We start from the raw sequence: 26707 nt of genomic DNA, 5'->3' as shown, positions 1-26707 counted from the left end.
GACGGAGGCCAGCGTATGCTCTTTCACAAAGTTTCCCTGGAGAGGTTTTTCGCTATGACTCGTTACGTTCTTCCTTTGCTTGCTGCTGTATCCCTGAGTGCGCTGACCGGCTGCTACGTCTCCAAGCATGGAGAGGGCAAGAACGAGAGCGTCGATGTCGGTACGCCGTTCGGCTCTGTGCATGTGAAGACCGATGACGCAAAGGTGGCGAAGAACCTTGGCCTTACCGTGTATCCGGGCGCGAGCGTGGTGCATGAAGATGGCAAGGACAAGCAGGCCGCCAACGTCAATCTCGACTTTGGCGACTTCCACCTGGGCGTGGTGGCGGCGGCGTATCAAACGACAGATGTGCCGTCCAAGGTAGAGGCTTTCTATCGCAAAGATCTGTCGAAGTATGGTGCGGTGATCAAGTGCCAGGGCGATACGACGATCGGCGCACCGGTGCGTACGGAGCAGGGGCTGACGTGCAAGGACAACGACGAGAAGAACTCAGGCCATGTGCATGTGATCGAGACGGGCGACGGCAAGATCGAGCTGCGGGCGGGGTCTCCTCAGCACCAGCATATTGCGGGGATTGAAGCCAAGAGTGGCGGCACGAAGATTGGCCTGGTGGCGCTGGATCTGCCGGGGTCGGTGAGCTTCCATGACGGCGACAAGGACCGCAACGAGCAGTAAAGCGGGACGCGGAGGCTCCGCTGCCTGTACCCTAGGACTGCATGCAACACCTTTGCCCACGCTGCACGTACGCCGTGCAGAGCGATGAAGACGGATCGCTGACCTACTGCTCACATTGCGGAATGCCGCAGGTGCGGCTCTCGGAAGAACTCGCTGACCGGATTGCCACGGAGCGCGCAGCCCTGGAAGAGGGCGAAGCGGTGCGGGCGGAAGCTCCTCCTCTGGCGGCAGATGGCTCTGTGGCGGCAACGACTTCGGCAAGTGCTCCTGTGGCTGCAGATAGGACGTGGCGGCATGGCGTGAAGGCGGCGGCGATCTGCGCTGGCATCGCGCTGGTGCTGGCGATTGTGAGCCTTCCGCTGCCTGCTGTAAGCCTGTTGGCGTTTCTGTGGGCGGTTGGCGCTCCGGTAGCGGCGCTGGGCTTTTATGTCTCGCTATCGAAACAGACGGTACTCAGCTCGGGCTTTGGAGCGCGGCTGGGCATATTGACCGGACTACTGGTGATGATGGCGATGTCCACGGTGAATACGGTGGATATGCTGCTGCAGCGCTATGTGTGGCACAACGCCGGGCGCGTCGATGGACAGCTTGAGGCGATGTTTGCGCAGATACGCGCGGCGATGATGCAGAGCACGACGGGCGCGGATGCCGCAACGGTGATGAGCGTGGCCCATACCTTTGATCAGCCGGAGTTTCGCGCAGGTTTGCTGCTGACGTCGATGGCGCTGTTCTGCCTGAGCTATCTCGGGTTTTCAGCGGTCGGCGGAGCGTTTGCCGGGGCGCTACGTTCGCGCAAAGTTCGCTAATCGCAGGCAGGAAAGAACGCTCGCGGGCCGACGCTTGTTATCCTGTGTGAACAATGAGCGAAGCGAACACTCCGCAGACGTCTGAAACCGCAGTCAAGCCGAAGAACCCGAAGCTGCGCGAAAAAAGCCGGCTGATGTCGGCCTCCGAGATTGAGCGCACGCTGGTGCGCCTGGCCCACGAGATTGTGGAGCGCAACAATGGCTCCGCGAACGTTGGCCTGGTGGGCATCAAGCGCCGCGGCGTGCCGCTGGCAGAGCGCCTGGGCAAGCTGATCACGAACATCGAAAAGCAGCCGGTGGATGTAGGCACGCTGGACATCAGCTTCTATCGCGACGATCTTTCGACGCGCGATGTGCGTCCGGTGGTCGAGCAGGCCGAGATTGGCTTTGATGTGACGGGCCGAGACATCATCCTGATGGATGATGTGCTGTACACGGGTCGCACGATTCGCGCGGCGCTGGACGCGCTGTTTGATCACGGCCGACCGAAGAGCGTGCAGTTGCTGGTGCTGATCGACCGCGGACATCGCGAGCTGCCGATCGAAGCGAAGTTCATCGGACGCATTATCCCCACGAGCCGCCGCGAGATTATCGAAGTGAAGCTGCGCGAGATTGATGGCGACGAGCAGGTCTTGCTGGTTGAGTTGGTCGACTGATTTTTAATGACAGGTACGGAAGCAGAAGGCCCCTTGTGGGGCCTTCTGCTTTTTGTTGGTGCGAGGCCGGGGCTAAAGCCCCTTCTTTGTGGGGCGGTGGGACGGTGGGCTGAAGCCCACCTCTACTCCAACGGCAACGGCAATGGATTAACGCTAAGGGCGCGAAGTTTGGGCGCGAAATTCGCAAAGAGGTGTAGTGGCTCGCGGGCCGAGGCGGCACGGCCAGCGACATGCAGGATCCTCACTGCGTTCGGGAGGACAAACCCGATGAAGGTGGTGCAAGTAGCGGAGCGGTAGAGCTCCGCTAGGGGCGAACCACCGCAAGGCCGAGGTGCTTTTCAAAAGCGTCGAAGTCGCGGTCGTTGTGCAGAAGGCGATGGCCTTCGCGGATGCAGTGCGTTGCCAGCAGGCAGTCGATAGTACTGCGGACCGTAATACCCCGGTTGCGCAGTGTGATGTAGTTCTTTGCAGAGGCGAGCGAGAGCTCTCGCCCCCCGGTCGTGAGCACCTCAAAACCGTTGAAAGCTTCTGCCAGCGTGCTCATGCCGTCGAGGGTACGCTCCCCCTGAAGAACCTCGCGAAATACTAGGTCTGTGAGGCCGATGCGCTGCCGCTCAAGGTTCGAGTCCAACCACTGCGTTGCAGGCGTCGAACGGTTGCGAAGATAATCGATCCACACGCTGGTATCGACGAGGGTCATGCAGCGCGAGCCCGAGAGCGAGGCTGAGTTTTTGACTCTCCTCCTCGAAGGGCTTTGTGGTCATAGGTGGGGTCGAACTCGACCTTGCCACGCAGACCACGGATGGTCGCTTGTGCATTGATCTGCACATAGAGCTCCAAGGCTTCTTCCACGACAGCCTTTTTGGTCTTTACTTCGAGCTTGCTGGCCTTCATGGCCTTCTGCATGAGCTTGTCGTCAATGTCGATGTTTGTTCGCATAGGTTCACCCCGCGTGTGTAAGAATCGCACAAACCGTGTGTATGGATGCAATATTCTGCGCGCAGAAACGTCTTGAAACCTGAACCCCTATGACCGCAAACGCAGAGACTCCGGCGACCGAAGCTATTCCGATTCCCTCCCCTGTCCCCGAGCCGATGAGCATGGGCGAGGTGCTGCGCATTCCGGTGATGCGGCGGCTTTGGTATGCGCAGATTGTGTCGACGTTTGGAGACTTTCTCGCGCTCTTTGCCGTGATTACGGTGATGACCTTCAACCTGCACGCCACCGCGCAGCAGGTGACCGGCATCCAGATCGCGTACCTCGGCCCGATTGCGGTGCTGGGCATTTTGAGCGGCGTGTTTGTGGACCGCTGGCCGGTGAAGCCGACGCTGGTGGCGAGCGACTTTCTGCGTGCGGGACTCGTGCTCTGCCTGCTGCTCGTCCATAGCGCATGGGGCTTCTATATTGTGCTGGCCGCGATCAGCGTGGTGTCGAGCTTCTTCTCGCCCGCACAAGGTGTGGCGATTCGCACGGCTGTGCCGCGGCATGGAATGCCCTCGGCCCAGGCGCTGCTGCAGCAGGTGATGTTCATCATGCGCATCATCGGCGGACCGATTGCGGCGTCGCTGGTGGCGTGGGCCGGGGCGAAGTGCTGCTACTGGGTGGATTCGGCGAGCTTTCTGGCTTCGGGCTGCCTGATCGCGACGCTCGCGTTGTCCGTTCCGGCAAAGTCTGCCGTGGTGGCAGAGGAGAGCAAGGCGGACGGCTCGGCTGTCGTGGTGAACGGGCCGACGGGCGTACGGAAGATCGTGCTCGACATGAAAGAGGGTGCGGGCTTCATCGTGCACCATGCGGGCATTTCGTTCGTCATCATGGCGCTGGCGGCGGCGATGTTTGTGCTGGGATGCTTTGGCCCGCTGATCGCGATCTATGTGCGCGATACGCTGCATGCGTCGCGCCTGATCTTCGGCCTGACGAGCGCGATGATCGGGCTGGGAATGTTGCTCGGCGTGAACGTGCTGAACAGCAAGGCCAAGAACGCACGCAAGACGACGATGGTCTACTGCGGATTGGCGGGCATTGCCCTGGGAACGTTGCTGCTGGCAGCGATTCCGATGCTACCGGTGGCGCTGCTGGCGCTGGTGATTATCGGCATTGCAGCGGCAGCGGTCATTGTGCCGTCGCAGACGCTGATTGCGCAGGAAACTCCGCACGAGATGATGGGGCGCGTGGGCTCTACGATGATGTCGGCAATCTTCTCGGCGCAGATTGCGGGGCTGATTCTGAGCGGAATTCTGACCGTCCACATCAGCATTCGCGGTGTGTTTGGGCTGTGCACCGGGTTGATGGTGGTGCTGCTGATCGCCGGGCGGTGGATGCAGAAGAAGCGCGCCGTGAGTATGTAGTACTGCGGGTGGGCTGCGAGAGCTGGAGGCAGATACGCCTGGCGAATGTCCGTGGCCTCGTGGGCGACAAGCAGGCCGCTCGCGGCGTTAGGAATGACAAACCGGAGAAGGGCGCGGTGTGAGTTTCGGCGAAGAGCGCCGGGGCTAAAGCCCCTTTCGTGGCGGTACGGGACGGTGGGCTAAAGCCCACCTCTACTCCAAAGGCAACGACGGCAGCAAAGGCAATGGAAACGGCCTAACGCTAAGTTCGCAAAGTTCTGGCGCGAAGTTCGCGAAGGAGTCTTGACGCGCTGGTGGCGTATGGCTGATGCACGACAAACTGCTCCCCTCGCTGCGCTCGGGATGACAAATTGGAGAGAGGCTGGGGCGTAGCTGCTGCGCGAGGAAAATTGCCTGAACCTGAAACGGTTCAGGCAAAGGGGCTAGGCCTGGGGGAGTTCGGCGGCGACCAGTTCGAGCGGAGCGGAGTCCTGCTCCGAAGAGAGTGTCAGCGGAAGGCCGGTGACAGGGTCATTCGAAGATGCGACCTGCGCGGCAAACTCCTGCACAAGAGCCTCGGTCTGGGCTTCAATCTGCGCTTCGGCAGAGTCCATCGCGATCACAGACGCTACCGCAGAGGGGACACGCTTTAACTGGAAACAGGATCGACAAAGGACAGGGCGACCCTGCGTGGGCTTGAAGGGCACGGTGGTTTCGAGGCCGCAGGCAGAGCATTCTGTGCGGGTTTCCGTGCGCGAAAGCGGCAGTGCAGCGACACCACTCGAGTTGCTGCGGCCCATGCCGGCACGTTTCGCCTTGCAGAGCTTGCAACGTTTGGGGTCGTTCTTGAACTGCTTATCGTAGAAAAAAATCTGTTCGCCTGCTGTAAAGACGAAGTCGTTGCCGCAATCTGAACATTTCAGGATTCTGTCGACGAATTCCATAGCGCCTTCTCCCATCGTGCGGGATCGGGATGGGACAACCGCCAGCCAGAGGCCTGTGCGGGACTTGTGCCAACCTTTTTGCGTTAGGTGCGGGCCCGAGAACTTGAGAACGTACAGGGCAGCTCCGTAAGGCTCGTCAGACGAGACTCAAATACGGTTCTACCAAAGGTGTTGCGGGGAGAGTCTGCGCGACAGAGGAGGGACCGAAGTCTCTCCTCTGCCACGCCTACATTAGTCCTGCTCTTTGCGAACCTTCTTACGGTTCCGCTTACGGGCGAGCGCTTCTTTTACACGCTTCTTTTCGCCCGGCTTCAGATAAAAGGAATGACGCTTCACTTCCTTGATAATGTCTTCCGTCTGCACTTTGCGCTTGAAACGACGCAGTGCATTCTCAAGGGGCTCGCCTTCCTGAACTCGTACTTCTGCCAGAGTAAACACCTCCAAACCTGGCCTGCTTGGCTACAGCTAATAGAATATCGCTAAGACGGACGTTTTGCACAGTTTTTCTTGGGAAAAATGAGCTCCGCCTTGAAATGCAAGCTTTTTGCCCGATTTCCATGTTTTGACCTGGTAAATATTCAAGAGGAAATATTCGATGATACGGATACATCGGGGTCGGCGACCGGAAATTGCCGAGGACGCTTACGTAGATTGCGAAGCGACAGTGATCGGTGAAGTAACGATCGGGGCACGGTCGAGCGTGTGGCCGAATGCGACGCTACGAGGCGATGTCCACTTTATCCGGATCGGCGAAGAGTCCAACGTGCAGGATGGAGCGGTGCTGCATGGCATGAAGGGCCTGCACCCGACGATTGTGGGCGATCGATGCACCATTGGGCACAACGCCACGGTGCATGGATGCACGCTGGAAGACGATGTCCTGGTGGGGATGGGTGCGGTGATCCTGAACGGAGCGCGGATCGGAGCGGGGTCGATGGTGGCCGCCGGGGCGCTGGTGCTGGAGGGCGTGGAAGTTCCGCCGGGAACGCTGGTGGCGGGAGTTCCGGCGAAGGCTCGAAAGACCCTGGGAGCGGAGGACCTTGCGGGAATTCGCAAATATGCGGCGGGCTATGTGGAGTACTCGCGGGAGTATCGCGAGGATGATGGGGTGGAGCGTGGCTAGAGGCGTATCCCCGCGCTGAAGCCACTTTTTCGGAAATATGCCCGCACGGCAGGGCTAAAGCCCTACCCTACTGCCGCCCTTATTGCTGTCAGATATTTGCTGTGCTCGGGCGGAGGATTCTACTGCTGGGGCGGCGGGGTGCTGGAGTTTTCGGAGGCCTTTTTGGCGGCGTCCTGAGCCTTGTCCTGCTGCTTGAGCGCCTTTTGCTGCTGCTTGGCCGACTTCGCCTGTGCTTTAGCAGATTTTTCGTTGAGCTTGGCTTGCTTCTCCTGCGCCTTTAACTGGTCTTTGGTCGGAGCCGCAGTGGGTGCGGTGGGGTCTGCTTTGGAGGGAGTGGCGGGTTGCTGCGAAGGCGAGATAGCAGCGGGGGTTCCCGGAGCGGGCGCAGCAGGCGGTGCCTGAGCGTACGTAATGCCAGAGTAGGCGAGGATGGCGGCAGCAGCGTACATCGCTTTCTTGTTCATCGATTCCCTTTCACGGAGGCGCGCTCGTAGCAGCACCGACAAGGGTTTGGATGCCGGGGCGTGCGCAGGCGCTGCCTCGCGGAGGTGAGGCAACCGGGACCTACGGGAGGCGCATCTGAAGAGTTGTCGCCGGAAACAGGTTTGTTTCGTAGGGCGTAAAGGTTTTTGTTGTGACGCTCGCGAAACTGCAGCAGGCAACAAATAGGGGCCGTTCCTTTTAGGAGCGGCCCTTTCTCTTTGTGGTGAGGATGCCGGGGCAAAAGCCCCTTTTTGTGGCGGCGCGGGACGGTGGGCTGAAGCCCACCTCTACTCCAACAGCAACAGCAACGGATGAACGCTAAGGGCGCAAAGTTTCGGCGCGAAGTTCGCGAAGGGGTTTCGTGGCTCGCTGGACGGCGAGGTGCAGCGGGCGACTTGCATGTCCCTCACTGCGTTCGGGAAAACAAATCGTTTCCTGATGCCATCTTCGTGAGTTCTCTGATACAGCTTCGATCAACTCTGTGTCGAACGGAGAACGACTCCAAGAAGACGTTGGAACAAAGTGGTGCGAGGCTAAACTTCGCGCCAGTGGCGGGGTAGGAGCCAGGCCAGGAGCGCGAGGACCGTGATCGCCAGAAGTTCGAGGTCGAAGGCGAGGTTCAGAAAGCTGGCCGTCGCGCGGGGAGCGAGCCAGAGGATGAGCGCGAGGAGCATGACGGCTGCCAGAGCCGAGGCCGTGCGGCCGACGTGCAGGTGGCGCGTATGGCGGCGCGGCGCAGGAAGCTGGTGAGCAACGTGCGCGGCGAACTCTGCGGGGGGCGGCGCGGCAGGAGCGTGCTCCAGCGCCGCAACGATGCGGGCTTCGAAGTCGTCCTGACGAATCGGTTCCATCTCTTCTTTAGCGTAAAACATCAGGCTCTCCCTTCGGTGGCTATGGCTGCAGGAATTGCGGTTCCGGGCTCCGCGGGAATGGGTACTCCAAGACGCGCGCGGATGCGGTCGCTGAGGCGTCTGCGCCCGCGGTGGAGGTGTGTGCGGATGGTGTTGATGGGCAGCGCGAGCGCCGTGGAGATGGCTTCGTAGGTCTGCTCTTCCTGGTGGTAAAGGACGAGGACGGCGCGCTCTGTGGGCGAGAGGAGGTTGAGCTCTTCTTCGGTGATGCGCTGGAGGTCGGAGGCGGCGAGTTGCTGCTCGGGCGTGCGGGCGTGCTCGGCGAAGTGATCGCCGGGCTGGTTTTCGAGCCACTGCGAGCCATTGTCGTCGGGGTCTTCGTCGTCGAGGGGAGCGGAGCCGAGGACGGTGCGCTCACGACGGCGTCGCTTCCACTCGTCCTGCGCGAGGTTGACGAGGATGCGATAGAGGTAGGTGCTGATGGCTGCGTCGCCGCGGAACTCGGGCAGTGCGCGGTAGAGCCGGAGGAAGGCCTCCTGTGCGAGGTCTTCAACGTGCGGCCCGGGGCCGGTGAGCCGGGTGAGGGTGCGAAAGACAGACTGCTGATGCTCACGCACCAGCATGGTGAAGGCTTCCGGCGATGTGTACGGCGTGGGCATGGGCGAGGCGCGTGTGCGGGTTGGCAACACTGTACGCGCTATGACTGCGGAGGAGGCCGAAAGTTTCATCCAGGTGACTGAAACTTTCGCCTCGGCGTGCAGTCCAAGCGCAGCGTAATCGAAGAATGACCGGCCCACCGTGCCGAAGAGGAGAGATCGAGATGTTGATGGAGATGATGCATACGAGCGTGGATAGTCCGTTTGTTGTTCCGGTAGCAGGATGCGCGATGATTCTGGGCATGTCTGTGGCGAGTTACTGGTCGGACGTACGGAAGCGTCAGTTGCAGAGCCAGGAACGGCTGGCGGCGATTGCTCGCGGCGTGCCGGTACCGCCGACGGAGGAAGAGCTGGCGATTATCCATGGCAAGCCTGCGCAGACGCAGATGCGTCGCCGGGCCAACCTGCGGCTGACGGCGTATGTGTTGCTGGCGAGCGCGGGGGGCGTCATCGTCTTCTTTATAGCGCTGGCGTCGATTCTGCAGGTGCGGAATGTTCTTTGCGGCGCAGCGGCTGGAGTCATTCCGTTGGCGATGGGATTGGGATTTCTTTGGGATGTGCGCAAGCAGACGGAAGAGATTGACGAAGTGAATGAGAGCGGTCTGAAGGTGCCGGAGTAGGCCGAGGCTAAAGCCCCTTTTCTGCCTGGGTTGGACGGTGGGCTGAAGCCCACCTCTACTCCAAGTAGCAAAGTCCATTGCCGAAGAGTGAGCCTCCGCGGTCCTCCGCCTACAGCCCCCACCCGATCCCCTGCTGCGATCCCAGCCCTGCTTCCTGCTTCCTGCTTCCTGCTTCCTGCTTCCTGCTTCCTGCTTCCTGCTTCCTGCTTCCTGCTTCCTGCTTCCTGCGAAAGCAAAGACCAGTCAGTGGTTGATAAACTTGGGAACGATGGCAAGCAATGTAACTTTGAAAGCGGTCCGTGGGACCCGCGACCTTCTTCCTGATCAGACTCCGCTGTGGAACCGCGTGGAAATGACCGCGCGCGCCGTGTTTGCGCGCTATGGCTTTGGCGAGATTCGTACGCCGGTGCTCGAAACCACCGAACTCTTCGCTCGCGGTGTGGGCGAGGAGACCGACATCGTCTCCAAAGAGATGTTTACGTGGGAAGACCGCGCTCGGGCGGCCAGCGAAAAGGCCCAGATGCTGACGCTGCGGCCAGAGAATACCGCTGGTGTCGTGCGCGCGTATATCGAGCACAAGCTGGGCGAGACCGGTGCGCTGCAAAAGCTTTATTACATCGGTCCGCAGTTTCGACGGGAGCGTCCGCAGCGTGGGCGCTATCGGCAGTTCTGGCAGATTGGCGCTGAGGTGATCGGGCCGCAGAGCTCGGGGGCGGAGTCGCCTCTGCGCGATGCGGAGATTCTCGAGATGCTGTCGACGATGCTCGATGAGCTGGGAATTCGCGGCTGGAAGCTTGAGCTGAACTCGGTGGGCAACTCCGATGATCGCGCTCGCTACAACGCGGCGCTGCGTGAGGCGTTGCAGCCGGTGAAGCACCTGCTGTGCGAGGACAATCAGCGGCGTGCGGATCTGAATCCGCTGCGCGTGCTGGACTCGAAGGACGAGAACGACCAGGAGATCATCAACGCTCTGCCAAAGATCGCAGACTATCTTGGCGACGAGTCGCGCGAGCACTTTGAGCAGGTGAAGGCCGCGCTGGACGCCTGCGGCGTGGCGTACACGATCAATCCCCGGCTGGTTCGCGGGTTGGACTACTACACGCGAACGACGTTTGAGTTCACCGTGACGACCGGACTGGGCACGCAGAATGCGCTGCTGGGCGGTGGACGCTATGACGGGTTGAGCGAGATGCTGGGCGGGCCTCGTGCGCCGGGTATCGGGTTTGCGATTGGCGAAGACCGCTTGATTCTGACGCTGCAGGCGCAGGCTGAGGCCGATGCTGCGGCAGCGGGCACGACGCTTGCTGAGCCGAAGCTGGATGCCTATGTGGCTCCGCTGGGCAAGGAACAGAATGCGGCGGCGCTGAAGCTGGCGCATGATCTGCGCGCGGCCGGGTTGAGCGTCGACGTGGGCGATGGCGGCTTCAAGCTGCGCAAGAGCTTCGACGTCGCCGACAAGCTGGCGCGGGCGATTGTGCTGGTAGGCGAAGACGAAGTGGCGAGCGATGCGTTCACGGTGAAGACGTTTGTGGACGGCGCGCAGGTGAAGGTGGCTCGCGCGGAGTTGGTGGCGAAGCTGCGGGGTTAGCTGGAAAGCCGGGGTGAAAGCCCCGGCTTCTGCGTAGAAGGGTGGCAAAAGCCCTAACGCGACGTGCGCGAAGTTTGAGAGCGAAGTCCACGATCGATGAGGCTGAGCGTGATTTTTGCCGCGGTGGGCGGCAAGCAGATCCCTCACTGCGCTCGGAATGACAGTACAGACGGGGCAGAGAACGTACTCTGCCGTGAGCTAGTATCTCTTGCATCTAACGATCTGTATTCATGTTTGAGTTTGAAACGATCTCCGCCGACACGCTGCCTACTCCGTGGGAGCAGCGGACTGTGGATGAAGGGCTGCTGGCGATGCTGGCGATTGGCTGCTGCCTGATTGTCGGGCGGTTGACCGGGCATGAAGCGGCTGGAGCGATCGCGGCGGGTGGAGCGTTCACCGCAGGCTTTGCAGTATTTCATCCCATGCTGGAGTCTCCGCTGATCAGCATGGCTCTGGCCACGCTCGCGCTAACGACAGCTACGTTTGCCGGTTCGCTTGCCGCGCAGTGGACGCCGGTGGTGCTCGTCGTCGTTGCGGTGGCCGGGTTGAACTACGGGTTGCTGTCGGGTCTGGGCGCGAGCGCGGGATGGATGGGCCTGCAGGCGGGAGTCTACCTCGTGATTGCAACCTACTTCCCGAACGGACCACATCAGGCGGCAGGACGCGCAGCGGCGATGCTGCTGGGCGGGACGCTGCAGTGGTGTGTCCACGCGGCGGTTCGCTTACCGAAGCTGCGCAGGCAGGAAGCTCCAGCGAAGGCGATTGTGGTCACGCGGGCCAAGGACTACTGCCAGCGGCTGCATCATCACATGAGCTGGGGATCGAGCACGCTGGAGTACTCGACCCGGCTGCTGACGACGATTGTGCTGACGACAGCGGTCTATCGGCACTACCACCTGCGCAACGGCTACTGGATTCCGATGACCGCGCTGCTTTGCCTGCGACAGCAGTGGACAGGCACGCTTTCGCGCTCGATTGCGCGTGTCGCGGGAACGATTGCCGGCGCAACGATTGCGTTGCTCCTGGCGCATAGTGTCCATCATTGGCCCGTGGCTCTGCTGGCGGCGATGATCATGCTCGCGTGCCTGGGCTGCTATGCGCTGCAGGCGGTGAACTATGCGCTGTTCTCGCTCTGCATGACGCTGTACATCGTGTTCCTCTTCCGCTTCGGTGGCTTTTCTGAAACGCAGGCAGCGCATATTCGACTGATGAATACGGCGATTGGCGGAGCCCTGGCGTTGCTGATCGATGGCGTGTGGCAGAGCGTGGCCTGGGTGTACGGACGAATGAAGCCCAGGGTGGAGACGCCGTTTTAGGGGTGGCGCCTGCTGCCGGGGCTAAAGCCCCTGAAATCGGCTTCCCTGACGGTGGCCTAGAGGCCACCTCTACTCCGACTCGTCTGCAATCCTGTAAAAGGCTGCGATTCTGTAAGAAGCTGCGATTCTGCAAGAGTACGTAGATCAGGAAAGCGTAGAGTCTCCGGTTGACGCGTCATCAGGCAGAGGACAGACCTGCTTGACGGATGATAATTCTTATCATCTAATAGCTTTTAGCAAGTGATCTCTCAAGACACATTTCGCGAGCTTTGCCAGGAACACGGCATCCCTGTGACGCATCAGCGGCAGGTGTTGTTTGAGGTGATGCAGAAGATGCATGGGCATCCTTCGCCGGAAGAAGTCTACGAGATCGTGCGCCAGACGGTGCCCAGCATCTCGCTCGCGACCGTCTACAAGAACATTCACCTGTTTGTAGATTGCGGCATCTTTCGCGAAGTGAGTCTGCACCACGGCACGCGGCGGGTTGAGTTGAACGCGCGGCCACACCATCACATGGTTTGCTCGGAGTGCAAAAGCATCTCCGACATCGAGGAGCAGGAGCTTGGGCTTCTGCCGACACGAACAAAGCTTCCCGGAGGATTCCTGGTGGAACGGTACTCCGTGGACGTCATCGGACTTTGCAGGCAGTGCCAGGCAAAGGGTCCGGTGAACTAGAGCGCAGAAAGACAGCGCGACAACTTCATCTTGCAACTCTCCGGTCCGCGGCCCCTGCTTCGGATCATGCAGTGAACCTGTTACCTAAAAACCAGAAGGAGATACACCCCATGCTGCAAATTGGCGAAAGCTTTCCTGAATTCTCTTTGACTGCAACCGTAAGCCGCGACAACAGCAAGGCCTTCGAGACGATCACGAACGAGTCGTACGCCGGTAAGTGGAAGCTGTACTTCTTCTGGCCGAAGGACTTCACGTTCGTCTGCCCGACGGAGATCGCTGGCTTCGGCAAGCTGAACCAGGACTTCCTCGACCGTGATTGCCAGATTCTCGGCGGCTCGATCGACTCCGAGTTCGTTCACCTCGCATGGCGCAACAACCACGACGACCTGAAGGAACTCCCCTTCCCGATGCTCTCGGACATCAAGCGCGACCTCGTTGGTCAGCTTGGCATCCTCGGCGCAGACGGCGTGGCACAGCGTGCGACGTTCCTCGTCGACCCGAACAACGAGATCCAGTTCGTGTACGTGACGGCTGGCTCGGTGGGCCGCAACCCGCAGGAAGTGCTGCGCGTGCTGGATGCGCTGCAGACCGATGAGCTCTGCCCGTGCAACTGGCAGAAGGGCGAGTCGACGCTCGCTGTCTAATGAAAGAAAGCTGAGGGAAGGTGGCCACGCAGCGAGCGGCGGCCACCTTTTCTTGCACCTTTGGGTGTGACCCACTCGAAGCGGAACGAAAGGATTTTGGAATGTCTCTGGATGAATTGATTGCAGGTCTTCCTGGCTATGCCAAGGACCTGAAGCTGAACTTTTCTTCTCTTGTGAAGCAGAACACAGAGCTGACGCCGCAGCAGCTTTGGGGGACGGTGGTTGCCTCTGCCATTGCGACGCGTTCGGCCGAGCTGACCGCTGCGACGATTGAAGAAGCGAGCAAGCTGCTGGAACCGAACGTGATCGACGCGGTGAAGGCTGCGGCGGCGATTATGGGCATGAACAATGTCTACTACCGCTTCCACCACCTGACCGAGAACGAGAAGTATGCGACGCTGCCTGCGCGTCTGCGCATGAACGCTCTGCGTGGCCACAACGTGGACCACAACGACTTCGAGCTGTGGTGCCTGGCGGTTTCTGCCGTGAACGCGTGCGGCAAGTGCGTGGCTTCGCATGAAGCCGTGCTGCGCAGCAAGGGTGTGACCGAAGAGCTGGTGAATGCGGCGATTCGTGTGACGTCTGTCGTTCACGCGATCGGCGTGGTGCTGGATTCGGAGAAAGCATCGCCGACACCGGCTGCGTAACGCTATTGTTTCTGTAATTTGCCTGCGCAATCCCCAACGGCCCCGTCGAAGCATCGACGGGGCCGTCGGCGTTCATGCGGAGAAGCTATGAGTCAGGGCACTCCGCGTACCATCTAATAAAGATCATGGGTTTCCTGGCAACAACACCTTCCACCGACGCGGACAGTCGATTGCAACGTTCTCCTCAACAAGCCAGCACGGCGAAGCTGCTCGCGGTTTTCCTGTGCGGCTCTGTGGCGTTTTTGAACCTGTACTGCACGCAGCCGATGCTGCCGATGCTGGCGCACGTCTTCTCCGTAACCGAGACGCAGGTGGGCGTGACGGTGAGCGCGGCGACGATTGGTGTGGCGATTTCGTCGTTCCTGCTGGCGCTGTTTGGCGAGCGGTTGCCGCGCAAGAAAGCGATTGTGATTTCGATGGTCGCGCTGGCAGTTCTAACGTTGCTGACGAGCTTTGCGCAGTCGCTGCATACGCTGGCGGTGTGCCGAATGCTGCAGGGGCTTTCGACGCCCGGAATCTTCATTCTGACGATTGCGTATATCACCGATGAGTTTCCTCCGCTGGACGTGCCGAGGGTGATGAGCAGCTATGTGGCCGGGACGGTGTTTGGCGGCTTCCTCGGGCGATTCCTCGGCGGCTTTATTGCCGCGCGGATGGGCTGGCATGAGGTATTTGCAGTGCTGGCGGTGGGTGGATTTGTGGGAGCGGGATTGACCGCATGGCTGCTGCCGAAGCCTCGACATCAGCATGAGCAGAAGAAGAGTTCCGTGCTGGCTCCGCTGCTGGGGCACATGAAGAACCCGCGATTGTTGGCGACGTTCCTCATCGGATTCTGCATGTTATTTACGCTGGTTTCGACGTTCAACTTCGTGACGTTCTATCTGTCCGAGAAGCCTTTCCTGCTCTCAACAGAGAAGCTGAGCGACCTGTTTGCGGTGTACCTGATCGGGCTGGTGGCGACGCTGGTGATGGGGCGCTACCTGGTGCGGATCGGGCTGCGCATCGGCATGTTGATTGCGACGTCTGTCGGCGTGGTGGGCATCCTCACGACGCTGTCGCACTCGCTGGTGCTGGTGGCGGCGGGGCTGGCAATGGCGAGCTCCTGCGTGTTCATCGCGCAGACGTGTGCGAACAGCTTTATCCGCGACGCCGCACCTGCGGGTGGACGCGTTTCAGCGACAGGTTTGTACATCTGCATTTACTACGTGGGTGGGACGGTCGGAGGCATGCTGCCGGGCGTGGCCTGGCGACATGCAGGTTGGCCGGGGTGCGTCGCGATGATCGCCGTGGTGATCGCAGTGTCGGGTATGACGGCGTTCTTTGGTTGGGTGCCGATAGCGGAACGGCTTGATCCAGTGCCGCTGGAGAGAATGTAGAAACGGAGTTCAAAAGCGAAGGGCATGGTTACGAACCATGCCCTTCACTTTTGACGGTGATAACTGCCTGTGGCAGCTTAGTACGCGCTGGCGTCGGTGAGCTTCTTCACCTGTGCGTCCGTGAGCTTGAGCGAGACGGAGGCGAGGAGAGCGTCGAGTTGCTCGGGCTTGCTGACGCTGGCGATCGGGGCCGTGATGGTGGGTTGGGCGAGCAGCCACGCGAGCGTAACCGTGGCCTGCTCCGCACCGGACTCTTCGGCCACCTCAGCGAGGGCCTTCAGGATCTTCAGGCCGCGATCATCGAAGTACTTGCCCACCATGCCGGCGCGCTTTGCGCCTGCAGCGTCTTCCTTCGTCTTGTACTTGCCCGTCAGGAAGCCGGAGGCCAGAGGCCAGTACGGAATGACCGCGAGGCCGTACTTTTCGACGACTGGAGCAAGGTCAGCCTCATAGGCTGCGCGGTCGTAGAGGTTGTACTCGGGCTGCAGCGAGACGTAGGTGGGAAGGGCCTTCTGCTGCGCGAGCTCGATCGCCTCGGCGAGGCGCGCGCCCTTGTAGTTCGAAGCGCCGATGGCCTTTACCTTGCCCTGCTGAATGAGCGTCTGGTACGCCTCGAGAGTCTCTTCGAAGGGCGTGGTGTCGTCGTCCATGTGCGACTGGTAGAGGTCGATGTAGTCGGTCTGGAGGCGCTGGAGCGAGTCTTCGACCTGCTGCAGGATGTAAGCCTTCTTCAGCCCCTTGGAGCCGTCGCCCATGGGGTTGCCTACCTTGGTGAAGAGGACGACTTTGTCGCGCTTGCCGCTCTTCGCGAACCACCTACCGATGACGGCTTCAGACTCGCCGCCCTTGTGGCCGGGAACCCAGGCAGAGTACATGTTGGCGGTGTCGACGGCGTCAAAGCCTGCGTCGACGAAGGCGTCGAGGATGCGGAACGAGGTCGCCTCATCGGCGGTCCAGCCAAAGACGTTGCCACCGAGAACCAACGGTACGATTTCGAGGTTGCTCTTACCGAGCGAGCGCTTCTGCATACGAGATATCTCCTGCAGGGTTAGACTCGCTTGCGAAAGCTGGCGATGCTCCGGATATTTCCGGGATACCCATCTCCAGGAGAGATGGGTGAGACTTTCGCCCGCTCAGTTCCGCCAGCGAGGATCATTCGGGTCGCGCTGCTCGTCTTCGAGCGAAACGTAGCGGCCGCTGGCGTCGAGGTTCACATCCTTGCCCTGCTTCTTCATGTAGACGGTGAACTTCTTGGCCGCGCGGCGCCGCTTGTTGCGGTAGAAGGCGTTGCGGAGACCGTACCAACGCTCCGAGAAGAGAGAACGCATGCCTTTGCGAGGAGCGAAGCGGATGTAAGCGAATCCGCAAAACGGAGACGCAGACCGCCACCAGAGCGTCAAAGCGATGGCCCGTGGTGAGCGAACTCGCCATGTAGATGAGCACATAGATAGCGGCGAGGTACTTCGCTTTGAGCCGAAGCAGGAAGTTAAAGACCAGTTCGCGGTCTGGGTAGAAGCGCGCGTAGGCGAGGATGATGGCGATGTTCAGCGGCCCAAGCCCCCAGATGTAGTCCGTGGGAACCATTCCAGTGAGCGGGAAAAAAACAAACCGGGTGAGGAGCGCGGCGAGCAGGCCGCCGATGACCGCGGCGATGCCGAGAAACTCACCCAGCCACCGCGAGCCGCGTTCGCTTTCGAGCTCCGAGGCAAAGAACCAGAAAGACAAGACACCAAAGAGAACGGAAAGAAACTCACTGTGGAGGTAGACCAGCGAGTAGGTAAACGGCTGCCAGATCTGCCGCCCAAGCGTCTCGTCCGGGCGCATTGAAAACTTCAACGTCAGCAGGTTCGCGGCTTCGGAGTTGCGCAGAGAAATGAGAAAAACGAGCAACCAGAAACCAAGTACCAGCAGAACAATACGTCGCGTGAGTCCGCGAAACGGCGGCAGAGCGAACGGAATGGATGAGCGCGCCATCAGCGAAAACTCCCTTGCTTGCGAACATGAGTCTGCACCACATACGGGGCAAACTGTCGCGGTCCGCGACAAAAATTGGTACAAGATTTGTGTGAAATCGCGAAACCAACGACACACTTCCTGCGTCCCAAGTTGACGAGTCCGGCGAGCCTCGTTAGAACAGAGGAAGGAGCGCCGCACCTTGAGTCCATGCTACAAGGGTGGGCCAAAACTTTCTCAGGAGGACAAGGGTTTATGTCAGTAGCATGCCCAGAGTGCGACAACCCGTTAGATATCGATGCAGAAGAAGTAGAAGAGGGTCAGACCCTCACCTGCGACGAATGCGGAACAGACTTGGAAGTAGTTTCAACCGACCCGCTGGAGCTTGCTCCGGCTGGTGACGACGAGTACGACGAAGAGGACGACGATGACGAAGACCTCCGCGACGATGATGATGACGATGATGACGACGACGAGTAAAGCAGCTCGGCGTGCAGCGTGCTCCGGCACGCTGGCGCTTGTTGCTTTGTTCGGAGTCGGCGGCATCGTAGCCGCTGCTGTCTCGCCGTCAGCAGCGTTCGCCCAAGGCAAAAAAGAGCCCACGGTGCGAACGGTGACCGGAACGGTGGAGGACAAGAGCGGCAAGCCGATTGACAACGCCGTGGTCTACATCAAGGACACGAAGACGCTTTCGGTGAAGAGCTACCTGACGAACGATCAGGGCGAGTTCCACTTCACCCAGCTTTCGATGTCTTCGGACTACGACGTGTGGGCGGAGTTGAACGGCAAACGCTCGAAAACGCACAGCATCAGCATGTTCAACAGCAAAACAACGCTGACGTACACGCTGAAGGTGGAAGACTAGCTGGAACAGTCGACAGAAAATGCCTCGCCACTTACGGCGGGGCATTTTTGTGTATATCGATTCACCGTAAAGCGAATATCAGGCGAATATAATAGAGCGAGAGGATAGTCTCGCCGGTGTCCGAAGTGAAGCTCCAACCCGCGATGACGGAAGATTACTTCGGCTTCCTGCACGTCGACCTGAACAGCTTTTTTGCGTCGGTCGAGCAGGAGTTGCATCCGGAGTATCGCGGTAAGCCTACGGCCGTGGTGGGCACGATGGCCGATACGGGGACGCTGATCGCAGCGAGCTATGAGTGCAAAGCCGTGGGCGTGAAGACGGGCACGAAGGTCGCCGAGGCCAGGGCGAAGATCCCGGACATCATCCTGGTGAACGGCTCGCATACGGAGTACGCGAAGATCTCGCACAAGGTGGCCGAGGCCGTGGAGCGCATCTGCCCGGTGGCGCATGTGCCTTCGATCGATGAAGTGGCGTGCCAGTTGATCGGGCGGGAGCGGGAGCCGGCGAACGCGCGCAGGATTGCGCTGGCGATCAAACAGGCGATCAAAGATGACGTGGGCTCGACGCTGCGGTGCTCGATTGGCATGGCGCCAAACCGTTATCTCGCGAAGATTGCCAGCGATATGCAGAAGCCGGATGGGCTGATTGGGCTGCTGCCGTCGCAGCTACCGAGGGCGATTGCTCACCTGGAGCTACGCGACCTGCCCGGGGTGGGAGCGCGTACGGAGGCGCGGCTAAACGCGAAGGGTATTCGCACGATGCCGCAGTTGCTGGCGCTGGATGTGCACGGCATGTATCAGCTTTGGGATTCTGTGTGGGGTGCCCGCATCTACCACTGGCTGCGCGGCCATGACACGGGCGACGATGGAGCCCCGGTATCGAGCGATGTGCAGAAATCTCTGGGGCACTCGCATGTGCTGGGGCCGGAGCATCGCACGCAGGAAGGCGCATGGGCTGTCGCGCACAAGCTGCTGCACAAAGCCGCGATGCGGCTGCGCATGGAGCACTTCCACACGACGACGCTGGCGGTAACGATCAAGTACTCGCTGACGCGTGAGCAGCAGGAGCGCGCGAGCGGCAAGGTCAAGAAGCACACCAGCGGCATTACGCAGACGGCCTGGGGCATGGAGGCGAAGTTTCGTCCATGCCAGGACACGTTGTCGCTGCTGGAGGTCCTGCGCGGGATATGGGCGCAGAGGCCGCAAGGGCTGGATCAGCAGAAACCGTTTTTTATAGGCGTAACGATGAGAAACCTGCTGCGCAACGACGAGATGCAGACAGCCTTGTTCGAAGAGCCCGGAAATCGCACAGAACTTGCAGCCACGATGGACAAGCTGAATAAAAAGTACGGCCATACGACGCTGCACTTTGCCGGAATGTTGCCTGCGAGAGAGGCCGCACCGACGCGAATCGCGTTTACACAGATCCCGGTCGAGTACGGCGTCGATTACATGTAACCTACAAGATGTTTTGTTCATCCAATTTTCTGTGATTTCTCGCTGCGCTGTAACTCGTCTTGCTTGTTTGTTTGTTGCTTCTGCTCTGGCTGGTGCCGGGGTGGCCCATGCTAAAACTCCGCGCTTCACCGAGCGGACGATGGCGTATACCGTGGACCGTACCGGGGCCTATGAGGGCGATCTGTGTCTCCCCACGGCGGGCGCCGGGGCCCAGGGCTTTCCGGTGGTCGTGCTGGTGCACGGTGGCTCGTGGCGGACAGGTTCCAAGCACGAGATGAAGCGGATTGCGCAGCAACTGGCAGAGCGTGGGTATGCTTCGTTTGCGATCAACTATGACAAGCACCGGCACTCGTTTCCGCAGTCGTGGATAGAGACGCGCGAGGCGGTGCGCTTTGTTCGGCTGCGTTCGATCATGTACCACCTGGACCCGGATCGTGTGGCGGTGCTTGGCTCTTCGGCCGGGGCGGAGATCGTGGCTCTGACTGCGCTGGAGCCCACAGGGCCAGCCGATCCGCCGATGCGGATTACGCATGATGATGTACCGGTACAGGCGGCAGTCGTGCTGAACGGAGGGTACGATCTACATCCGAAGGCCTGGCTGCTGAAGCGATATATGGGCGGTGACTGCGAACACATCGGCAAGGTGTGCGACGATGCTTCCCCGGACAACCATGTTGGCGATCACGAAGTTCCGTTCTTTGTGGGGCATGGCGACAGCGATCACCAGATCCCCTACTCGCAGGCGACGACGTTCATTGAGCTGATGCAGAAGAACGGCAACCAGGTGACGACGTTTGTGGCGCGAGGCGGTGGACACAACTACTGGAAGAAGAGCCGCTATCGTGCGGCGAACTTCGAGGCCCTGGTGGTATTTCTGGATACGAATTTGAAAGCCCGTTAGGCCGAGCTGAGGCCCTGCTTTCGTGCACGGTAAAAGGGCCCTAGGGCCCCTTTACCGCGCAAAAACAATCACTCCTGCGCCTTGCAGCGTGGCTGCTGATTAGCCTGCGATGGGATCAACTTCCAGTGCGGATTCAGCTTCGAGGTCGGGCTTGAGGGCTGGTTCTGCACGCGACGCGCGCAGGTCGATGACGATGGTTTCCGCAATGCGATCGTGAACGCACATGCGGTTGGGATTGATGTAGTACTGCAGGAAACCGAAGCCTCCTTCAAGCAGCGACGCGCCGTAGCCCAGTGCGCGCTCGATGGATTGCCACCAGCCCATGCCGTGGTGTGTCAGCGAGACGACACGAATCTTCATGATCCATTTACCGAAGGTCTGGCCGTTGCCGACCTTGAGCGCGACAGCGTAGTAGATGGTCGATTCGATGAGATGGCGAACGGCCTCTTCTCCTTCGAGAACAAACCAGCCGAACGAGCCCCTATTTTGCTCGCTGACCTCATGGCTCCCCATGCCAAGGATGTGTCGAGCGACAGCAATGAGGAGAACGTCAATGGCGATTGCGATGGCCCGGCTCTTGAAGCTGGCGAGCGGCAAGCCGTTAAGAGAGTCCATGCGGGCGGTTTCGTGCGCGTGAAAGGCTCGGTTGCCTCGCCAGAGCTTTGGCATCGGGGCGTCTCCTGAATGTGCGGTTGCTCTTCACTGTATCGTGGCGGGACTGTGAGAGGACAAGCGAATGCGCTAGGCTCATGGGTGTGAGCGTGGAAGCGGCAGCGGCGAGGGAGTACTGCGGACGGATTGCACCGTCGCCGACCGGGCTGCTGCACCTGGGACATGCGAGGACGTTCTGGATCGCCTATGAGCGTGCGCGAGCTGCCGGTGGGCGGCTGTGGCTGCGAAATGAAGACCTCGATAGCCAGCGTGCGAAGCCGGAGTTCGTCGACGCCATGCGCGAAGACCTGGCGTGGCTGGGCATCGCGTGGGATGGCGAAGTGGTGCAGAGCGAGCGTGTGGGAGCGTATCGCGCGGCGGTGGAGGCTCTGCTGGCGAAGGGGTGGGCGTATCCCTGCTACTGCTCGCGGAAGGACTTGCAGCAGGCCGTGGCCGCTCCACATGAAGATACGGATGACGAACCGGTGTATACCGGACGCTGCCGTTCCACGAATGGTGGAGTCTTGCAGCCAGGGACAAATTATCGTTTTCGCGTGCCCGATGGTGAGAGCGTGACGTTTGTCGATGGGCACTGCGGGGCGCAGGTGTTTGTGGCCGGGTGCGTACCCGAGGCGGACTTCGGCGACTTCCTGGTGTGGCGCAAGGATGGGTTGCCAAGCTATCAACTGGCTTGTGTTGTCGACGATGCGTTTCAGGGGATCACGGAGGTCGTGCGTGGGCGCGATCTGCTGAAGTCGACGGCGCGGCAGATGCTGCTGCAGAGAGCGTTGGGGCTGGCGACGCTTGACTACTTTCATACCGAGCTAATGCGCGATGCGGATGGAGTAAGGCTGGCAAAGAGGCATGATGCGTTGAGCCTGCGGGCTCTGCGGGAGCAGGGTGTTTCTGCAGAAGATGTGCGGGCGATGTTTTCGTGGCCGCAAAGCAGGCCGGGGATAAAGCCCTTTCGTGGAGAGGACAGAACGGTGGGCTAAAGCCCACCTCTACTCCAATGGGCAAAGACGAAGGCAACAGCGGGAAGGCAGAGAGCGCAGAGGGATTTGGGAGCTTCGATGAATGCATGAACGACGGCACGCTTAGACGCAGAGAACTCAACGAACGACGAAGGCGTGGCTTGTGGCCACGCCTTCGTCGTTCGTGCGTTCGGTTTAGCGGTCGGCGTAGAGAATGCGAATGACGTCGTCGTAGCTCTTCGGCTTGTAGTCCTTCGGAGGAATGCCGCCTGCGAGGTTCTTCACGAAGTAATCCCAGCGACGTCGCATGATGTACTGCGTCATCTCTCCGTAGGCGTGGTGCGCGTTGGGAACCATGAGCATGTCGAAGTCCTTGTTGGCCTTCATCAGTGCGTCCACGACGAGTAACGTGTTGGACGGCGGCACGTTGTCGTCCATCGTTCCGTGCACGAGCATCAGCTTGCCCTGCAGCTTGTCGGCGTAGATCTGATTAGCGTGGACGTCGTAGTTACTATGGCCGTTGCTGTCGATGACTTCGAGACCCGCCCAGCGCTCGTCCCAGTCGTCTTCGTACTCGCGGTTGTCATGGTTGCCGCTCTCGGCCCAGCCAACCTTGAAGAACTCAGGGGCATGGAACATCGCCGAAACGGTGGCATTGCCGCCGCCGGAGTGGCCCCAGATGCCGACGCGATCGATGTCGATCCACGGGTAACGATGAGCGAGCTCCTTGATGCCTGCGACCTGATCAGGGATGGTGTCATCGCCCATCTCTTCGGGGGTAGAAGCGTGCGCGTCGTGGAAGCTCTTGGAGCGGAAGGCGTTGCCCTGCCCGTCAATACAGACGAGCGCGAAGCCAAGCTCAGCCACTGATCCGAAGTCATGCATCGCGCTGTAGAAGCTGTGATCACCGCTGCACGAACTACCAATCGGGCCGGGGTAGATGTAGTCGACCACCGGATACTTCTTCGCAGGATCGAAGTCCGTTGGGCGGTACGCGATACCCCAAAGGTCGGTCTTGTTGTCGCGAGCCTTCACGCTGAAAAGCATCGGAGGTTTCCATCCCGCAGCCTTCAGCGCGGAGATGTCTTCGCTGGCCAGCAGGGCAACCTGCTTGCCGGCGTTGTCGCGCAGCGTGTAGACGTGCGGCGTGGTGACGTCCGAAGCGGCGTCCACAAAAGTTGCGCCGCTGGGATCAACGGTCACAGCATGGTCGAGCTTGGAGTCGGTGAGCAGCGTCTGGTTCTTGCCGTCGAAGTCCACGCGATAAAGCTGGCGCAGATAGGGGTCCGTACCGGCGACCTTTCCGTCTGCGAGGAAGTAGATGACGCGGTGCTTCGCGTCGATCAACGGGATATCGATGACGGGGCCGTCGCCGTGGGTGACCTGGTTCTTCAGCTTGCCGGTGGTGAGGTTGTAGAGGTAGATCTGCGCGTAGTTGCTGCGCTCGCTGACCCAGAGCAGTTCGTTGGAGTCAGGCAGGTACTTCCAGTCGACCTTCGACTGCCAGCCGTAGTACGTGGGAACGTGCTCGTGGAAGACCTCGTGCACGTCGCCGGTGGTGGTGTCGGCGACCTTCACCCACTCGTCCTTGTGATCGCGCGAGGTGGCGACGAAGGCGAGGTGCTTGTCGTCGGGCGAGAACTCGACGTCGCTCCAGCGACCATCACCGTCGCAGGAGATGTCATCGCACTCCATGGAGCGATGCTCGAGCGGCTCGGTCTTGAGGCGCGTGAGCTGACCACTCGCGACGTCGAGGATAACCGGCTCGATGTGCGTGACGTCCTTGTCTCCAACGAGCGGATAGCGCCATTGTTCGAGCTGCGGGTGGCGGTTCGTCGTGCTGACGAGATACATCATGCCGGTCTTACGCTGGTCCTGCTGGAAGGTGGCAATCTTCTTTGAATCAGCCGACCAGGTAAGGATGGCGGCGTTGGAATGCTGCCAACCTGCGTTATCGGTGGCGTAGCCGAAGTCGGCGATACCGTCGAAGGTGAGCTGGCGTTCTTCGCCGGTGGCAACGGTGCGCACCCAGAGATTGTTGTCGCGGATAAACGCCGCCAGCTTTTTATCTGGCGAGATGTTCTCAGGCACGCGACCGCGGCGGCCTTTGGCCATCGCCAGCGGCGGCTTGATGGCGACAGGCTTTGCCTTCGTCTGCGCAGCGGTGGTTGATGGAGCTTTGGCCGCAGCTTCAAACGGCTCCGGTGCAGGAGGATCGACACGGCAGGCGGTGATGGCCGTATCGCAGTGAAAGGTCTGGCCGCGCATCGCAAACGCAAAGCCGTTGGGCTCGGGCTTGTACTCGCTGAGGCTCAGGTGGTCGGCGCTGACCTTCACCTTGGTGTGCAGATTGATCGCGGCCGCAAGCTTGGTGTGATCGAAAGCGAGAGCCTTCGTGCCATTGGCGGGGTCAGCGATGTAGTACCGCAAGCCCTCCGCGGTGGGGTCGCGATAGAAGACGCGACCGTCGGGCAGGTAGGTGATCTCACTGACGCTGTGGTGCACAAGCGAGCGGACGTTGTAGTTCATCCAGCGCTCAGCCTGCGCGTAGTCGTGATCGGTGTAAGCCCGCTGCGCAGAGGCAACGGTAGAAGCCACGGTGAGGAGGGAAAGTGCTGCAAAACGCCAACGCGTGATCATGAGCACAAGGGTATCGCGGAGGCGCTACATCGTGCGCGTCATTTCGCGTTCGATGCGGAGCAACTCCTGCGAAACGTGCTGCTTTTCCTGCACCATCTGCATCAGCATCGCGTCATCGCCACGCCGACTGGCTTCGGCGATCTGTACGCGGAGTTCGCGCTCGCGGCGCTCAAGCCGTTTGATCTGTAACGCCCGCAAGGACTTCTGCACGAGCGTGTGCAGACTCTCACGACCGTCTTCGCTTTCGACGATGCCCTGCTGCATCGCTGTTGCAAGCAACACGCGCGACGTCTGGTCCGGCGCAGCTTCGAGCGGGTTATCCGGGGCCGGGCCGCTGGCGAGCACATCGATGATGCCCGCGCTGGGAAGCTCGGCGTACCAGTCCGGGTTGGCCGCGAGGGTTTCACTGGCAAGCTGTCGAGCCGAGTCCGCGTCTGGCAGCACGAGCGCACAGAGCAGCACACGCTCCAGCGAAGACAAACGAACCTGCGGGGCGCGGACGCTTTCGAGACGTTGCTGCGCGGCCTGTCGAATCTCCTGCTGCATAAGCGCGGAGTCGATGCTGAGCTTCTGCGCGGCGTTGTTTGCAAAGTCGACGCGCGTGATCGCGTTGGGAATGCGCTTGATGTGAGGCAGCAGAAAGTTCATCGCTTTCACTTTGCCCTCTGGCGTTTTGACCGGGTAAAGCTGCTGCGCACGTGCGATCAGAAAGTCAGCGTAGCGCGCGGCATCGCGAACCGACTGCGCATACGCCTGCACGCCGCGCTCGCGAACGTAGCGATCGGGGTCGAGACCACCATCGAGCGTAACGACACGGGTTTCGAAGCCTTCTTCGACAAGTGCGGAGAGCGTTTTCTCCGCAGCGTTCATCCCAGCGTTGTCGGGATCGAAGTTGAGCCAGACACGTTTGGTGAAGCGCGAGAGCATTCGCACCTGGGCCTCAGTGAACGCCGTACCGCTGGTGGCGATGACGTTCTGCACGCCCGCCATGAAGAGCGAGATCGCGTCCATCTGGCCTTCGACGAGCACGGCAGCATCCTGATCCTTGATTGCCTGCTTGGCCTTGTCGAGGTTGAAGAGGACGTTGCCCTTGGTGTAGAGCGGCGTCTCGGGCGAGTTCATGTACTTCGGGCCGCTCTTCTCATCAGAGTCGAGAGCGCGGGCGGTGAAGGCGATGATCTTGCCCTGCTCGTTGGCGATGGGGAAGGTAATGCGCTTGCGGAAGCGCGCGTACATCTGGCCAGGCGCGCCGTTCTCCTGCTCCTTCCAGCTGAAGAGGCCGCTTTCGCGCATCACCTCTTCGGAGAAGAACTTGCTCAGCCGTTCGCGCATGTCGTTGAAGCTCTCCGGCGCATAGCCGATGCGGAAGCGCTGCACGGTCTCGGGCGTGATGCCGCGCGAGGTCATGTACTCGCGAGCCCGCGAAGCTTCGGGCGAGTTCAGGTTCTGCTGGAAGTACTGCGTTGCGGCTTCGTGCGCGTCGATAAGCTGCTTGCGGATGCCGGCCTGACGCTGCTCTTCGGGCGACGAAAACTGACGCTGCGGCAGCGCGATGCCCATCTTCTGAGCGACAGCGCGAACAGCCTCCGGGAAGCTGATGTTATCCATCTTCATCACGAAGGTAAAGACGTCGCCGTGCTCGTGGCAACCGAAGCAGTAGAAGCTGGAGGTCTGCGGGTAGAGGTAGAACGAGCCGGATTTTTCCTTGTGAAAGGGGCAGAGCGCGGACCAGTTCGCGCCGCTCTTGCGCAACTTCAGATACTCGCCCACGATGCGGATGATATCGGTCTGGGCTTTGACGGTTTGGGCGAAGTTGTCGGACATGCTGCCTGCTTCCAGTGTAGATGCCTGCTTGCCCGCGCGCCCAAACCGGAGCACACTG

The 26707-nt window shown here is 60.5% G+C and carries 29 protein-coding genes; 17 read left to right on the top strand and 12 right to left on the bottom strand.

Going from position 1 to position 26707, the window contains the following annotated elements; all coding sequences use genetic code 11:
* Positions 1 to 54: 54 nt before the first annotated feature.
* From PW792_02460 to pyrR, 3 genes are read left to right on the top strand one after another with little or no spacing between them, the layout of a single operon-like run.
* Complete coding sequence (locus tag PW792_02460) at positions 55 to 675, top strand: hypothetical protein (protein MDE1160790.1); 621 nt, start codon at positions 55 to 57, stop codon at positions 673 to 675.
* A gap of 41 nt (positions 676 to 716) precedes the next feature.
* Complete coding sequence (locus tag PW792_02455; protein ID MDE1160789.1) at positions 717 to 1481, top strand: hypothetical protein; 765 nt, start codon at positions 717 to 719, stop codon at positions 1479 to 1481.
* 53 nt (positions 1482 to 1534) lie between these two features.
* A complete protein-coding gene (pyrR, locus tag PW792_02450; protein ID MDE1160788.1) occupies positions 1535 to 2137 on the top strand; it encodes a bifunctional pyr operon transcriptional regulator/uracil phosphoribosyltransferase PyrR in 603 nt (200 codons plus the stop codon).
* A 304-nt stretch (positions 2138 to 2441) separates the two neighbouring features.
* On the opposite strand, the gene PW792_02445 is transcribed toward pyrR, so the two are convergent.
* A complete protein-coding gene (locus PW792_02445) occupies positions 2442 to 2837 on the bottom strand; it encodes a PIN domain nuclease (protein MDE1160787.1) in 396 nt (131 codons plus the stop codon).
* Positions 2834 to 3076, bottom strand: coding sequence for a type II toxin-antitoxin system VapB family antitoxin (locus PW792_02440; GenBank protein ID MDE1160786.1), 243 nt, complete (start codon positions 3074 to 3076; stop codon positions 2834 to 2836). Before PW792_02440 ends, PW792_02445 begins: the two co-directional genes overlap by 4 nt.
* Positions 3077 to 3165: 89 nt before the next feature.
* Here PW792_02440 and PW792_02435 point away from each other — a divergent pair, with 89 nt between their 5' ends.
* The gene (locus PW792_02435) at positions 3166 to 4482 is read left to right on the top strand and encodes an MFS transporter (protein MDE1160785.1); all 1317 of its coding nucleotides are present in this window, start codon (positions 3166 to 3168) and stop codon (positions 4480 to 4482) included.
* A gap of 422 nt (positions 4483 to 4904) precedes the next feature.
* Here PW792_02435 and PW792_02430 read toward each other — a convergent pair whose 3' ends face one another.
* Both PW792_02430 and rpsU read right to left on the bottom strand, forming a co-directional pair.
* On the bottom strand, positions 4905 to 5405 hold the full coding sequence (locus PW792_02430; protein MDE1160784.1) for a zinc-ribbon domain containing protein: 501 nt from the start codon (positions 5403 to 5405) through the stop codon (positions 4905 to 4907).
* A gap of 231 nt (positions 5406 to 5636) precedes the next feature.
* Positions 5637 to 5834, bottom strand: a complete 198-nt coding sequence (gene rpsU, locus PW792_02425; protein ID MDE1160783.1) for a 30S ribosomal protein S21 — start codon at positions 5832 to 5834, stop codon at positions 5637 to 5639.
* A gap of 166 nt (positions 5835 to 6000) precedes the next feature.
* On the opposite strand from rpsU, the gene PW792_02420 reads away from it, so the two are divergent.
* Complete coding sequence (locus PW792_02420; GenBank protein MDE1160782.1) at positions 6001 to 6528, top strand: gamma carbonic anhydrase family protein; 528 nt, start codon at positions 6001 to 6003, stop codon at positions 6526 to 6528.
* Between the two features lie 119 nt (positions 6529 to 6647).
* On the opposite strand, the gene PW792_02415 is transcribed toward PW792_02420, so the two are convergent.
* From PW792_02415 to PW792_02405, 3 genes are all read right to left on the bottom strand, one after another.
* Positions 6648 to 6992 (bottom strand): hypothetical protein, encoded by a 345-nt coding sequence (locus PW792_02415; GenBank protein ID MDE1160781.1) that lies wholly within the window; start codon positions 6990 to 6992, stop codon positions 6648 to 6650.
* A gap of 552 nt (positions 6993 to 7544) precedes the next feature.
* Complete coding sequence (locus PW792_02410) at positions 7545 to 7883, bottom strand: hypothetical protein (GenBank protein MDE1160780.1); 339 nt, start codon at positions 7881 to 7883, stop codon at positions 7545 to 7547.
* The gene (locus tag PW792_02405) at positions 7883 to 8590 is read right to left on the bottom strand and encodes a sigma-70 family RNA polymerase sigma factor (protein MDE1160779.1); all 708 of its coding nucleotides are present in this window, start codon (positions 8588 to 8590) and stop codon (positions 7883 to 7885) included. Before PW792_02405 ends, PW792_02410 begins: the two co-directional genes overlap by 1 nt.
* A gap of 92 nt (positions 8591 to 8682) precedes the next feature.
* Here PW792_02405 and PW792_02400 point away from each other — a divergent pair, with 92 nt between their 5' ends.
* The 7 genes from PW792_02400 (at position 8683) to PW792_02370 (ending at position 15384) form a co-directional block, all read left to right on the top strand.
* A complete protein-coding gene (locus PW792_02400) occupies positions 8683 to 9138 on the top strand; it encodes a hypothetical protein (GenBank protein MDE1160778.1) in 456 nt (151 codons plus the stop codon).
* A gap of 268 nt (positions 9139 to 9406) precedes the next feature.
* Positions 9407 to 10726, top strand: coding sequence for a histidine--tRNA ligase (gene hisS / locus PW792_02395; GenBank protein ID MDE1160777.1), 1320 nt, complete (start codon positions 9407 to 9409; stop codon positions 10724 to 10726).
* Between the two features lie 230 nt (positions 10727 to 10956).
* On the top strand, positions 10957 to 12042 hold the full coding sequence (locus tag PW792_02390) for an FUSC family protein (GenBank protein MDE1160776.1): 1086 nt from the start codon (positions 10957 to 10959) through the stop codon (positions 12040 to 12042).
* Positions 12043 to 12333: 291 nt separating this feature from the next.
* Positions 12334 to 12717 (top strand): transcriptional repressor, encoded by a 384-nt coding sequence (locus PW792_02385; protein ID MDE1160775.1) that lies wholly within the window; start codon positions 12334 to 12336, stop codon positions 12715 to 12717.
* 110 nt (positions 12718 to 12827) lie between these two features.
* Positions 12828 to 13361, top strand: a complete 534-nt coding sequence (locus tag PW792_02380) for a peroxiredoxin (GenBank protein MDE1160774.1) — start codon at positions 12828 to 12830, stop codon at positions 13359 to 13361.
* 101 nt (positions 13362 to 13462) lie between these two features.
* Positions 13463 to 14008 carry a carboxymuconolactone decarboxylase family protein gene (locus tag PW792_02375; GenBank protein ID MDE1160773.1) on the top strand — a complete coding sequence of 182 codons (546 nt, stop codon included), beginning with the start codon at positions 13463 to 13465 and terminating at the stop codon, positions 14006 to 14008.
* A gap of 125 nt (positions 14009 to 14133) precedes the next feature.
* Positions 14134 to 15384, top strand: coding sequence for an MFS transporter (locus PW792_02370; GenBank protein MDE1160772.1), 1251 nt, complete (start codon positions 14134 to 14136; stop codon positions 15382 to 15384).
* Between the two features lie 77 nt (positions 15385 to 15461).
* On the opposite strand, the gene PW792_02365 is transcribed toward PW792_02370, so the two are convergent.
* A complete protein-coding gene (locus tag PW792_02365; GenBank protein MDE1160771.1) occupies positions 15462 to 16412 on the bottom strand; it encodes an aldo/keto reductase in 951 nt (316 codons plus the stop codon).
* Between the two features lie 124 nt (positions 16413 to 16536).
* A complete protein-coding gene (locus PW792_02360) occupies positions 16537 to 17358 on the bottom strand; it encodes a rhomboid family intramembrane serine protease (protein ID MDE1160770.1) in 822 nt (273 codons plus the stop codon).
* A gap of 234 nt (positions 17359 to 17592) precedes the next feature.
* On the opposite strand from PW792_02360, the gene PW792_02355 reads away from it, so the two are divergent.
* From PW792_02355 to PW792_02340, 4 genes are all read left to right on the top strand, one after another.
* Positions 17593 to 17817 carry a hypothetical protein gene (locus PW792_02355; GenBank protein MDE1160769.1) on the top strand — a complete coding sequence of 75 codons (225 nt, stop codon included), beginning with the start codon at positions 17593 to 17595 and terminating at the stop codon, positions 17815 to 17817.
* A complete protein-coding gene (locus PW792_02350) occupies positions 17765 to 18202 on the top strand; it encodes a carboxypeptidase-like regulatory domain-containing protein (protein ID MDE1160768.1) in 438 nt (145 codons plus the stop codon). Before PW792_02355 ends, PW792_02350 begins: the two co-directional genes overlap by 53 nt.
* A 116-nt stretch (positions 18203 to 18318) precedes the next feature.
* A complete protein-coding gene (locus PW792_02345; GenBank protein MDE1160767.1) occupies positions 18319 to 19659 on the top strand; it encodes a DNA polymerase in 1341 nt (446 codons plus the stop codon).
* A 100-nt stretch (positions 19660 to 19759) separates the two neighbouring features.
* A complete protein-coding gene (locus PW792_02340) occupies positions 19760 to 20560 on the top strand; it encodes an alpha/beta hydrolase (GenBank protein ID MDE1160766.1) in 801 nt (266 codons plus the stop codon).
* Between the two features lie 99 nt (positions 20561 to 20659).
* Here the strand turns inward: PW792_02340 and PW792_02335 are convergent, their stop codons facing one another.
* Positions 20660 to 21229, bottom strand: coding sequence for an RDD family protein (locus PW792_02335; GenBank protein ID MDE1160765.1), 570 nt, complete (start codon positions 21227 to 21229; stop codon positions 20660 to 20662).
* An 80-nt stretch (positions 21230 to 21309) separates the two neighbouring features.
* Between PW792_02335 and gluQRS the strand changes: the two genes are divergently transcribed.
* A complete protein-coding gene (gluQRS, locus tag PW792_02330) occupies positions 21310 to 22206 on the top strand; it encodes a tRNA glutamyl-Q(34) synthetase GluQRS (GenBank protein ID MDE1160764.1) in 897 nt (298 codons plus the stop codon).
* A 174-nt stretch (positions 22207 to 22380) separates the two neighbouring features.
* Here gluQRS and PW792_02325 read toward each other — a convergent pair whose 3' ends face one another.
* Complete coding sequence (locus PW792_02325) at positions 22381 to 24825, bottom strand: DPP IV N-terminal domain-containing protein (protein MDE1160763.1); 2445 nt, start codon at positions 24823 to 24825, stop codon at positions 22381 to 22383.
* Positions 24826 to 24849: 24 nt separating this feature from the next.
* A complete protein-coding gene (dnaG, locus tag PW792_02320) occupies positions 24850 to 26649 on the bottom strand; it encodes a DNA primase (GenBank protein MDE1160762.1) in 1800 nt (599 codons plus the stop codon).
* Positions 26650 to 26707: the final 58 nt, after the last annotated feature.

Source organism: Acidobacteriaceae bacterium (genome assembly GCA_028283655.1).
GTDB lineage: Bacteria > Acidobacteriota > Terriglobia > Terriglobales > Acidobacteriaceae > Granulicella.
The sequence above is the reverse complement of the archived record's forward strand: the minus strand, read 5'-3'. Positions and strand labels throughout refer to the sequence as shown.